Raw genomic sequence first — 12,645 nt, forward strand, 5'->3', positions numbered from 1 at the left:
ACTCGACACCGCTGCCCTGCGCCGCCCCGGCGCCGAACCCCACCCGCTGCTACGCGGTTTGGCGCCCGCCGTACGACGGCGTGCCGCAGCCGGCGCCGGGAGCGACTCCTCCCTCGCCGAGCGGCTCGCGCAGCTGCCCGCAGCCGACCGTGAGCGCATGGTCCTGGATCTGGTGCGCACCAACGTCGCCGAAGTACTCGGCTACGCCGCCCACGACACCGTGGACGACGACCGTGCGTTCAAGACACTCGGCTTCGATTCGCTGATGTCCGTCGAACTCCGCAACCGCCTCAACGCCGCGACCGGACTGAGCCTTCCCGCCACCCTGGTCTTCGACCATCCCAGTCCCGCGGTTCTCGCGGCCCACCTGGCGACGGAGATCTCGGGCACGGCGAGCGACCGGCTCCCGGCCCCGCGCGCCGCCGCCGTCGGCACCACCACGGAACCGATCGCGATTGTCGGAATGGCGTGCCGTTACCCCGGCGGGGTGAGGTCCGCGGACGACCTGTGGCGGCTGGTGGCCGACGGATCGGACGCCGTCACAGGCTTTCCCACGGATCGTGGCTGGGACCTGGCCGGCCTCTACGACCCCGACCAGGACCGGCCCGGCAAGACCTATGCCCGCGAAGGCGGGTTCATCGACGACCCCGCCGGATTCGACGCGGACTTCTTCGGCATCCCGCCGCGCGAGGCGCTGGCGATGGACCCCCAGCAGCGGCTCTTCCTGGAGACCGCCTGGCAGGCCGTCGAGCACGGCGGCATCGACCCGGAGTCCCTGCGCGGCAGCCGTACCGGCGTGTTCGCGGGCACGATGTACAACGACTACTACTCCCGGCTCAACGCCATCCCGGACGGCCTTGAGGGCATCCTCGGCATCGCCAACAGCAACAGCGTCATGTCCGGCCGGATCTCCTACCTTCTCGGCCTGGAGGGCCCGGCGGTCACGGTGGACACGGCCTGCTCGTCCTCCCTGGTCACGCTCCACCTCGCCTGCCAGGCACTGCGGCAGGGCGAGTGCGACCTCGCGCTGGCGGGAGGGGCCACCGTGATGGCGTCGCCGAACATCTTCGTCGAGTTCAGCCGTCAGGGCGGGATCGCCCGGGACGGCCGCTCCAAGCCGTTCTCCGCCGATGCGGACGGCACCGGCTGGTCCGAAGGCGTCGGCGTACTCCTCGTGGAACGGCTCTCCGACGCCCGGCGCCTGGGGCACGAGGTGCTCGCCGTCGTACGCGGTTCCGCCGTCAACCAGGACGGTGCGTCGAACGGCCTGACCGCGCCCAACGGCCCCGCACAGCAACGCGTCATCCAGGCTGCCCTCAGCCAGGCCGGGGTCCCGGCGTCCGACGTCGACGCCGTCGAAGCTCACGGCACCGGCACCAGGCTCGGTGACCCGATCGAGGCGCAGGCCCTCATCGCCACCTACGGCGAGCGGCGCGAGGAGGGCAGGCCGCTGTACCTCGGCGCGCTCAAGTCGAACCTCGGGCACGCCCAGGCGGCGGCTGGTGTCGCCGGCGTGATCAAGATGGTGCAGGCCCTGCGGCACGAGGTGCTGCCGAGGACCCTGCACGCGGACACCCCGTCCCACGAGGTGGACTGGTCGGCGGGAACGGTCGCCCTGCTGACCGAGGAACGCGAATGGCCGCGCGGCGAACGACCGCGCCTTGCTGGAGTGTCGTCGTTCGGCATCAGCGGCACCAACGCGCACATCGTCCTGGAGGAGGGCGACTCCGCGCGCGGACACGAGAGCGATACCGATGCCCACGTCGTCCCGGACGAGGGCGCCCTCCTGCGCGGGCACGAGCCCGCACCGGACGCGGAGCCCATGCCGTTCGTGCTCGCCGCCCGGACGCCCGCCGGACTTCCCGCGCAGGCACAGGCGCTCCGCGCCCACCTGCTCGCCCGTCCCGAACTCGCCCTGTCCGATGTGGCGTGGTCACTGGCCACGACTCGCTCCGCCTTCGACCACCGGGCCGTCGTGGTCACCGGGAACCGGGAGGAACTACTCTACGGGCTCGAAGCACTGGGCACCGCGGACGCGGTCAGGCCCGCGTCGGCGGTCGCCGACACGGTGCGCCGCGGCCGCGTGGCGCTGCTGTTCCCCGGCCAGGGATCGCAGTGGCTCGGCATGGCCCGTCGGATGCTCGCCGAGAGCGAGGAGTTCGCTACCGCCATGCGGGAGTGCGAGGAGGCGCTGGCACCGTGGGTCGACTGGTCCTTGTCGGAGGTCCTGTCCGGCGAGGATGACACCGCGCTGGCCCGCGTGGACGTGGTCCAACCCGCTCTGTTCGCCGTGATGGTCTCGCTGGCCAGGGTGTGGCAGCACTGGGGCGTGCCGGTGGAGGCGGTGGTCGGCCACTCGCAGGGTGAGATCGCCGCCGCGTGCGTCTCCGGCGCACTCTCGCTGGCCGACGCGGCACGCGTGGTCGCGACCCGCTCCCGGCTCCTGGGCGACCTGTCCGGGACCGGCGGGATGGCCTTCGTGGGCATGTCCGTGGACGCGATACGCGACCGGCTGGACGACCGGCTGTCGGTCGCCGCGGTCAACGGGCCCGGATCGGTCGTGGTGTCCGGCCCCGACGACGCACTTGACGAACTGGTCCAATCCCCGCCAGCGGACGGTGTCCAGGTCCGCCGGGTCGATGTGGACTATGCCTCGCACTCGGCTGCGGTGGAGGCGGTCCGGGAACGGCTGATCGCCGAACTGGAGGGCATCACCCCGCGCGAAGGGTCGATACCGCTCTACTCGACGGTGACCGGAACCCGGCTGTCCGGGCGCGAACTGGACGCGGAGTACTGGTACCGGAACCTGCGGGAAACCGTGCTGCTGCAGACCGCGGTCGAGGCGCTGACCGCCGACGGGTTCACGTTCTTCGGCGAGAGCAGTCCGCACCCCGTGCTGACGGTCGGCGTCCGGGAGACCCTGGACGCCCTGGGCACCGACGGAGTGGTCTTCGGCTCGCTGCGGCGCGACCACGGCGGCATCGACCGCATGCTGCTGTCGTTGGCCGAGGGGTACGCCTGCGGGCTGCCGGTCGACTGGGACCGGGTACTGGAGCCGGGCTGCCGGGTCGCCCTGCCCACCTACGCCTTCCAGCGGCAGCGATTCTGGCTCGACGTCGAGCAGGCGCAGGACCCGCTGCCCCTGGCCGAGGCGGACGCCTGGTTCTGGGAGGCGGTCGAGCGCGGGGACGTCGAAGGGCTCTCCGCCGAGATCGGCCGCGCGGACGGGCTCGCCGAGGTGCTCCCCGCGCTGGCGGCCTGGCGGCGCAAGAGCACGCTCCAGTCCGAACTGGACTCCCTGCGCTACCGGATCGACTGGCATGAGAGCCCCCTCGACGAGGGTGCGATCCCCTCGGGCCGATGGCTCCTGCTGACCGCCGACACACCGGAGGCCGAGCAGCTGCGGGCCCTCCTGGAGTCGCAAGGGCTCGACCTGGTGCCGCTGGCACTCGATACGGACGACGCCGACCGCACCATCATGGCCTCCCGCATCGCCGAAACCGTCGGCGACCGACGGAGCGAGTACCAGGGTGTCCTGTCCCTGCTGGGCCTCGACGAGCGGCCGCATCCGTCGTCGCCTGGGCTGACCAGCGGCCTCGCGCTGACCGTCGTCGCCGTCCAAGCACTCGGTGACCTGGGCCTGGACGCCCCCCTGTGGGTCGTCACCAGCGGCGCGGTCGGGATCGAGGAGGCCCCCGCGAACCCGGTGCAGAACCAACTGTGGGGGCTGGGCCGGGTGGTGGCACTGGAACACCCCAAGCGGTGGGGAGGACTGGTCGACATCCCCGAGAGCCTCGACGCCCGCACCGCCGCCGACCTGCTGCGCGTCCTCGCCGGGGACCACGGCGAGGACCAGTGGGCGATCCGGGGGTCCGGGACACGAGTGCGCCGGCTCGTCCGCGACGTTCTGCCGGCCGCGGCCACGGCGGCGGACAGCGCGTGGCAGCCGACGGGCACCGTCCTGATCACGGGGGCCAGCGGTTCACTGGGGCCGCACCTCGCCCGGTCGGTGGCCGAACGCGGGGCCAAGAGCGTGGTCCTGCTGAGCAGGCGCGGCCCGGAGTCGCCCGGCATGGCGGAACTGGTCGCCGAACTCGGAGAACTGGGCTGCGCGGCCACCGTGCACGCGTGCGACGTACGCGACCGCGACCGGCTGGGCACGGTGCTGCGAGAACTGGAGGAGGAGGGGCGTCCGGTGACGACTGCGGTGCACGCCGCCGCGTACCTGAACATCGCGCCCATGGAGACCGCGTCCCTGGACCACTTCTCCCAAGTACTGGACGCGAAGATCGCGGGCGCGGTCAACCTGGTCGACCTGCTCGACCGTGAACACCTGCACGAACTTGTTCTCTTCTCCTCCATAGCCGGGGTGTGGGGCAGCGGTGACCACGGTGCGTACGGGGCGGCCAACGCCTTCCTCGACGCGTACGCGGAGCGCTGCCGTGCCGATGGTCTCCCGGTCGCCTCGGTGGCCTGGAGCATCTGGGACGAGCAGATCACCAAGGAGCGCACGGACGCCGAGATCATCGTCCGCCGGGGCCTGCCGTTCCTCACCCTGTCCACCGCCTTCGAGGGCCTCTACCAGGCCATGGCGACCGACCAGGCGTTTCACGTGATCGCCGAAGTGGACTGGCCGCGCTTCGTGCCCGTGTTCACCTCCGTACGTGACAACCCGCTGATCGCCGACTTCGCCGAGGTCGAGGACGCACGCGAAGCACGGCCCGCGGACACGTCAGGCGAGAGTGCCGACGGCGGGGGGCTCCGCGACCGCCTGGCCGCCATGTCCCCCGCGGACCGGGAGCGCACCCTGCTGGAAGTGGTGCAGGTCAACGGCGCGGTGGTGCTGGGACGCGGTGCGGACGGCACACTCCCGCCGGACCAGGAGTTCCGCCAGGCCGGTTTCGACTCCCTTCTCTCCGTGGACCTGCGTAACCGGCTCGGCCGCGTCACCGGCCTCAGTCTGCCGCCCACCCTCCTGTTCGACTACACCACCCCGGCCCGGCTCGCGAAGCAGCTGCTCGCCGAACTCTTCGGCGAGGAGACCTTCTCGCCCGAGTCGGTCATCACCGAACTCGACCGGATCGAGGCGGACATCCAGGGCCTGGTGACCGCCGACGACTCGGCACGGCTGCGACTGGCGTCCCGCGTCGAGTCGCTCCTGCGGGCCGTCCGCAGTACGAGCGGCGCGGCGGACCGGACGCCGAGCCCGGAGTCCGCCGGCAGCACCGAGGAACTGCTGGACCTGCTCGACAGCGAGTTCGGTGAGATGTGAGCGGCGCGAGAGTCCGCGTCCCCGCCGCGGACCGCTTCGGCCTCGCTGTCATCCGCGGCGGCGAGGCGAGCGGCCAGAAGGTGTGCCCGACGGCGCGTCGAACGGGGTGAACGCACCGGACGAGCCACCCCGCGTCCCGGGCCACGCCGCACCCGGGCCCCGCCCACCGGCAGCCCCCAGCACTGACACCCCGAGGAGAGACACATGTTCCGTTCACTGCGAGGGCTGTCGGGGGTGCCGCGCCTGCGCGGCCTGCTGTTGCTGTCGTTGCTCGCCCGTATCCACATGAGCGTGCTGCCGGTGGCGCTGCCGTTCCTTATCTCCGGCTGGACGGGCACGTACGCGAGTGCCGGTGTGCTGTCGGGCGCGATGGCGGTCGGCCAGGCCGTGGCGGGGCCGGTACGGGGGCGGCTCGCCGACCGTGGCTCCGCGACCAGAGTCCTCTTCGTGGCCGGCGCGGGCTACACAGTCGGGCTCGGTCTGCTGATCGTGCTGGTCGAGCTGCTGCCGTCGGAGCTCTGGCCGGTCGCCGCGGTCGTCACGTTCTGCACGGGACTCATGCTGCCGCCGGTCTCCCAGATAGCGCGGTCGGTCTGGCCGCGGCTGGTGCAGGACGAGCAGCGCGAGACCCTGTACACACTAGACTCCACCGGGTACGAACTGGTCGCCGCGGTAGGCCCGTTGCTGGCGACCGCCCTGGTGACACTGTCGAGCGGTGCGGTGGCCGTGGCGGTGTGCGCGGTGCTCGCGGCTTGCGGCGCGGCGACCTTCGGTCTGGTGCTGCGGGCGGCCGGACTCGGCCGCGCGCAGCCGCGTGCCGGGGCGGGATCGGGTGAGCCGGTGGACCAGCGCTCGCTGTTGCGCGACTTCACCTTCCTGCGTGCCGTTCTCGTGCCGTTCTTCCTGATGGCGGCGCTGTTCTCGGTGAACCTCTCGCTCGTCGCCTGGGGCCGCGACCACGATGAGTCGGGGGCCGCCGCAGTGCTCATCGCCCTGTTCAGCCTGGGCGGGGTCATCGGCGGTCTGGTGTCGATCGGCCGCGGTCGCAGACGGAACGGCGGGCGGATCGCCGTCGGGCTGGCGGCCGGACTGGCCGTACTGGCCCTGCTGCTCCCGCCGTTCAGCGACCGCACCCCGCTGTGGATTCTCATCGTGGTGACAGTGGTGACCGGCACGGCGGTGGCCCCCAGCCTCGGTGTGGGCAATGCGCGCATCGGCGAACTCACCTCGCCCGCGCGGCGCGCGGAGGCCTTCGGCTGGCTTGCCACGGCGACCACGACCGGTGCCGCCCTCATGCTGCCGCTGACCGGTTGGCTGCTCGACCTGAGCGGGCCGACGGCGTCGATCGGGGTCGGCGTGGCCGCCGCGCTGCTCTCCGCGTTGTTGGCGTTCAGCCTGCCCGCCCGGACCGAGGAGAGCGGCGGGAGCGACGACGCCACCGCCTCCACGACCGCCGCAGAGGTGAAGTGACCGTGCGGGTGATGATCTTAGGCATCACGACCGGTCTCGGCGCCCGGCTCGCCGAGTCCCTGCTGGACTACGGCATGACACCGGTCGGGCTGGTCCGCAAGGCCGAGCAGGCGCCGGAGCTGAAGGCGGCCGGGGTCGAACCCGTCGTGCTCGACCCCGACAGCGGCGAGGTGGGTTCCGTCGTCATGCGGGCCATGAGCGGCGCGGGAGCGGTCGTCCTGGCCGCCGGCACCGGCACCGGTCCTGGTTCGCTCGGCGCGGCCACGGCCACGGCCTCTCCCGCCGCCCTGCTCAGCGCCGCCGCGGAAGGGGCGGGCGTCCGCCGCTTCGTGCTGGTGAGCGCCCTGCTGCTCGGCGAGGCCGAGCGAACCGCGCTTGGCGACGACCTGCCCTCCTACCTGCGGGAGAAGGCGAAGGCCGAACACGTCGTGTGCCAGCGGGACCTGGACTGGTGTGTGCTGCGGCCCGGACTGCTGGGCGACACACCACCCACCGGCCGGATCCTGCTGCGTTCCGGTGCGGATCCCGCCCCCGAGGGCCACATCGGCCGTACGGACCTGGCCCGGACCATCACGCAGGTGCTGTCCGCGCCAGGGGTGGTGCGCCGTGTCCTGGCGGTCTCCGCGGGCCCGCACGAGATCCCGGCCGCGCTGGCGGCGCAGGCGATCTGAATCTCCGAGACGAAGTAAATCCTCGTTCATCTCGGAGATCACCCCGGAAACCACCGTCCCTATTACCGCAGTCGGGGGGTGGAGAAAAATTAGAGGGCTTTAGGGGGATGGTCGGGGTGACGTAATGCAAGGGGGTTCTGTTGTAGTGAACAAAAGCGCTTTCGCGCGACGCAATCGTCCTGCTCGGCCAGCCTCCTCGGTGGTGAACGGGCGGCCGAAATCAAGTTGGCAGCCATCGAGGACGCGGCGGTATCGGCACGGCCCCGGCGTACGCAGATGCGGGGCTGCACGAGGACGCACGAGCTCTCCTGTCTGACAGCGAAATCGGTGAGTCGTGGCGGGCGTGACCCGCCCTGCCGTACCGAGGAACCGACCCCCGTGGAGTGAGAAGTGGCCAATGACCAGCCCGCCGACCAGGTCGGCACCGAGGAGCGTCTCGCCCGGCACCTGCGCAGGATGTCAGGCGCACTGCGGGAGAGCAGGGCGCGGGTGGCGGAACTGGAGGACCGGCAGCGCGAACCGATTGCCGTGGTGGGCATCGGCTGCCGCTTTCCCGGCGGTGTGAACAGCGTCGACGACCTCTGGCGCGTCGTCCATGACCGTCAGGACGCGATCTCGGGGCTGCCGGTCAACCGAGGCTGGGACATCGCCCGCCTGTACAGCCCAGACCCGGACGCTCCCGGGCGCAGTTACACCAAGTCGGGCGGGTTCCTTCACGACGCGGACCGCTTCGACGCGGAGTTCTTCGACATCTCGCCGCGCGAGGCCGCGACCATGGATCCTCAGCAGCGACTGCTCCTCGAGACCTCCTGGGAAGCGGTGGAGAACGCCGCGATCGACCCACGCTCGCTACGCGACAGCCAGACGGGGGTGTTCGTCGGATCGAACGTCCAGGACTACTCCGAGGTGCTCGCCACAGCACCCGAAGCGGCCGAGGGATACGTCGTCACGGGCACCACCGGGTCCATGGTCTCCGGCCGGATCTCCTACACGCTGGGGCTGCACGGCCCGTCCCAGATGATCGACACAGCCTGCTCCGCCTCGCTGGTCGCCCTGCACCTGGCCGTGCAGTCGCTGCGCAACCGGGAGTGCGTGGCGGCGCTCGCGGGCGGTGCCACCGTGCTCAGCACCACCCGGGCGTTGAGCGAGTTCAGCAGACAACGCGCCCTGGCACCGGACGGCCGCTGCAAGGCGTTCGGCGCGGGCGCCGACGGCTTCGGCTTCGGTGAGGGCGCGGCGATGCTGTACCTGGAGCGGCTCTCCGACGCGCTCCGGCACGGACACCCGGTTCTCGCCGTCATCCGCGGCTCCGCGGTCAACCAGGACGGCGCGTCCAATGGCATCACAGCGCCCAACGGTCCCTCGCAGGAACGGGTCATCAGGGACGCGCTGGCGGCCGCCGGGGTGACCGCGGGCGAGGTCGACCTCGTGGAGGCGCACGGCACCGGCACGAAGCTCGGTGACCCGATCGAGGCCCGTGCGCTGATATCGGTGTACGGATCGGCTCGGGATGCGGGCTCACCGCTGTGGGTGGGATCGGTCAAGTCCAACATCGGACACACCCAGGCCGCCGCCGGTGTCGCCGGAGTCATCAAGGTAGTCATGGCGCTGCGGCGCGGGACGCTCCCGCCCACGCTGCACGCCGACGAACCCACCCCCGAGGTCGATTGGTCCGCGGGCACCGTGCTGCCCCTCACCGCCGCCCGCCCCTGGGCCCCCGGCGAGCGTCCCCGGCGGGCCGGCGTCTCCGCCTTCGGTATCAGTGGCACCAACGCCCACATGGTCCTCGAAGAGGCCCCGCCCGCGCAGCCGGCCGATGAAGAGCCGGCCCGGTCGCACGCCTCGCCGCTCGTGCCGTGGCTGCTCTCCGGCCGCTCCGCGCAGGCGCTGAGGGCTCAGGCCGGAGCACTCCTGCAGCACACGGACGGCCTGTCGCAGGCCCGGGCCCCGGAGATCGCGCGGGCGTTGGCCGACACCCGCAGCCGGTTCGAGCACCGCGCGGTCGTCCTCGGCGAGGACGTCACCGCGCTGCGTACGGCGCTGGCCGCCGTGGCCGCGGGGGAGGAGCACCCGGACGCGGTCCTGGGCGAGGTCGCGGTGCCCGGCCGGGTCGCCTTCCTGTTCTCCGGTCAGGGCAGCCAGCGGCCACGCATGGGCGCCGAACTGTACGAGGCGTTCCCGGCGTACGTGACGGCCTTCGACGCGGTGTGCGCGGAGCTGGACCGGCACCTGCCGCAGCCGCTGCGCGAGGTCGTGCTGGCGGAGCCGGGAACACCGCAGGCGGCGCTGCTGGACACCACGGAGTTCACCCAGCCGGCGCTGTTCGCGGTGGAGGTCGCGATGTCCGCCCTGCTGGACTCCTGGGGCGTGAGGGCGGACCGGCTGCTCGGCCATTCGATCGGTGAACTCGTCGCCGCCCACGTCAGCGGGGTGCTGTCGCTGGAGGATGCCTGCGCGGTGGTGGCCGCCCGGGCCCGGCTGATGCAGGCGCTGCCACCGGGCGGCGCGATGGCCGCACTGCAGGCCGAGGAGGCCGAGGTCGCGGAACTGTTGCGGGGCCGCGAGGATCAGGCGGGCATCGCCGCTGTCAACGGACCGTGCTCCGTGGTGGTCTCGGGCGACGAGGACACCGTGGCGGAACTGACCGAACGCTGGCAGGCGCGGGGTCGGCCCGCCAAGCGGCTGAACGTCAGCCACGCCTTCCACTCGCCCCGCATGGACGCCATGCTGGCGGACTTCCTGACGGTCACCTCGTCGGTCGGCTACGGCACGCCGTCGATCCCGATCGTCTCCAACGCCACCGGCACGATCGCGACCGCGGAGCAGCTGAGCGATCCGGGCTACTGGGTCGACCATGTGCGCGGCACGGTCCGCTTCGCCGAGGGGATCCGCACCCTCCAGGAGGACGGTGTGACAGTCTTCCTGGAGATCGGCCCCGACGGCGTACTGACAGGCATGACCGCCGACTGCGCGGAGGGCCACGACGTGCTCACCGTGCCCTTGCTGCGCCGCAACCAGCCCGAGGCCCGGGCGGCGCTCGGGACCCTGGCCCGGCTGCACTGCCACGGAACGCCCGTCGACTTCGGCGCGCTGTTCCCCGCCCGTGGATCCCAGGCAGCGCTGCCGACCTATCGGTTCCAGCGCGAGCGGTACTGGATGGACCCCGAACCGCGGGTGAGCACCGAGCAGGACGCCCGTTTCTGGGCGCTGGTGTCCAGCGCCGGAGTCCCCGCGGTCGCCGGTGAACTCGGTGTCGGCGAGGACGCCGGCCTGGCCGAGGTGCTGCCGGCTCTGGCCCGATGGCGTGAGCGCGCCGTGCACGGAGTGCCGCAGGACGCGTGGCGGCACCGCGTCGTATGGCGGCCGGTGCCGGCCGAGGCCCGGCAGATCACCGGGTCCTGGCTGCTGGTGGGCGAGGACCACGGGCTGGCGGCGGTGTTGGCGGGGCTCGGCGCGAAGGTGACCCACGTGCCGGTCGTCCCGGGCACGGGCCGGGCCGGGATGGCCCGGCTGCTCCAGGACGCCCCGGCTGCGGACGGCGTGTTGTGCACGCTGGCGCTCGGCATCGGGGACGACGCTTCGGCCACGGCTCTCGACGTGGTCCTGGCGCTGGTGCAGGCACTGGGCGACGCGGACGTCACCGCGCCGCTGTGGTGCCTGACCCGGGGCGCGGTCGCCGTCGACGGCGAGGCCCCCGATCCGCGGACGGCGGCCGTCTGGGGGCTGGGCAGAGTCGTCGCCCTGGAGCACCCCGACCGCTGGGGTGGCCTGGCCGATCTGCCGCCGGACCCCGGTGCGGACTCCGCACCGCTGCTGGCCGCCGCGCTGGGCGACAGCGGCGAGGACCAACTCGCCCTGCGCGGCGGCACGGTGCTGGCCCGTCGCGTCGTCGGCATGCCGCCGCCTGCGGGACAGCCGCTCGACTTGTCCGGGACCGTGCTGATCACCGGCGGGACCGGCGGACTGGGGTCCCAGGCCGCGCTGTCGCTGGCCGCCCGAGAGGGCGTGCACCTGTTGCTGGTGAGTCGGCGTGGCGAGCAGGCCCCCGGGGCGGAGTCGCTGCGGGAGCGACTGGAGGAGCTGGGGGCGCAGGTGACCATGGCCGCCTGCGACGTCTCCGACCGGGCGCAGGTCGCCGCACTGCTGGCGTCGGTCCCGGCCGACCGGCCGCTGCGTGCCGTCGTGCACACCGCCGGTGTGCTGGACGACGGCCTGCTGGACGGACAGACCCCGGACCGGTTCGCCGCGGTGCTGGCCGCCAAGGCGTGGTCGGCGGAGCACCTGGACGAACTGACCCGGGAGATGGACCTGTCGGCGTTCGTGCTGTTCTCCTCGCTGTCGGGCGCACTGGGTAACGCCGGCCAGGGCAGCTACGCCGCCGCCAATGCCCACCTTGACGCCCTGGCCGAGCGGCGGCATGCGCTGGGGCTGCCGGCGACCTCGGTGGCCTGGGGGCCGTGGGCCGGAGCCGGCATGGCGCACGGTCTGGGCACCGACCACCTGCGCCAAGGCGGTCTGACACCGATGGACCCGGACCAGGCAGTCGAGGCGATGTGGCGGGCCGCGGGCGACGACGTGGCGACGGTGCTGATCGCCGATGTGGAATGGGCGGAGTTCGCCAGGAAGGTGATCACGGGCCGACCGGTTCCGCAACTGGCCGAACTGGTCGGCGACGCCGACCGGTCCACCTCACCGGACGCCGAGCCGCTGGCCCGTACCCTGCTGGGACTGACCGAGGAGGAGCAGCGCGAGTGCCTGCTGGACATCGTCCGCCGACAGGTGGCCCTCACCCTCGGACACCGCGAGGACCGGCGGTTCGACCCCCACCAGTCGTTCCAGAGCCTGGGCTTTGAGTCGCTGACCGCGGTGGAGCTGCGTAACCGCCTGCACGGCGTCACCGGAGTGACCCTGCCGGCCACCCTGGTCTTCGACCACCCCACCCCGGCCGCGCTGACGGAGTACCTCCGGGGTGCGCTGCACAGCGGGTTCGCCGCCGGACCGGAGCCCGCCCTGGCGGAGATCGACCGGCTTGACGCACTGGTCAGCGCACTGGCGCTGGACGAACAAGGCCGCGCCGTGGTCGAGGCACGGCTGCGCGAGCTGACCCGGTCGCTGGCACCCGCGCCGACCGACGGCGCCCCACCGGTCGAGCTGGCGGACGCCGACGCCGACTCGGTCATCAACTTCATCACCAGCCAACTCGGCATTGGATCCGAACCGAAAGCGGAATGA

At 72.4% G+C, this 12,645-nt stretch carries 3 protein-coding genes and 1 pseudogene; all 4 read left to right on the forward strand.

Going from position 1 to position 12,645, the window contains the following annotated elements:
* Nucleotides 1-199 precede the first annotated feature (199 nt).
* Nucleotides 200-5,272: pseudogene (locus ACZ4UU_RS15895) on the forward strand (type I polyketide synthase); the annotation flags it as partial.
* A 204-nt stretch (nt 5,273-5,476) separates the two neighbouring features.
* On the forward strand, nt 5,477-6,742 hold the full coding sequence (locus ACZ4UU_RS15900; RefSeq protein WP_468040255.1) for an MFS transporter: 1,266 nt from the start codon (nt 5,477-5,479) through the stop codon (nt 6,740-6,742).
* A gap of 11 nt (nt 6,743-6,753) precedes the next feature.
* Complete coding sequence (locus ACZ4UU_RS15905) at nt 6,754-7,413, forward strand: NAD(P)-binding oxidoreductase (RefSeq protein ID WP_468040257.1); 660 nt, start codon at nt 6,754-6,756, stop codon at nt 7,411-7,413.
* A 390-nt stretch (nt 7,414-7,803) separates the two neighbouring features.
* A complete protein-coding gene (locus ACZ4UU_RS15910) occupies nt 7,804-12,645 on the forward strand; it encodes a type I polyketide synthase (RefSeq protein WP_468040259.1) in 4,842 nt (1,613 codons plus the stop codon).

The organism is Streptomyces sp. NPDC028907, assembly GCF_055564995.1.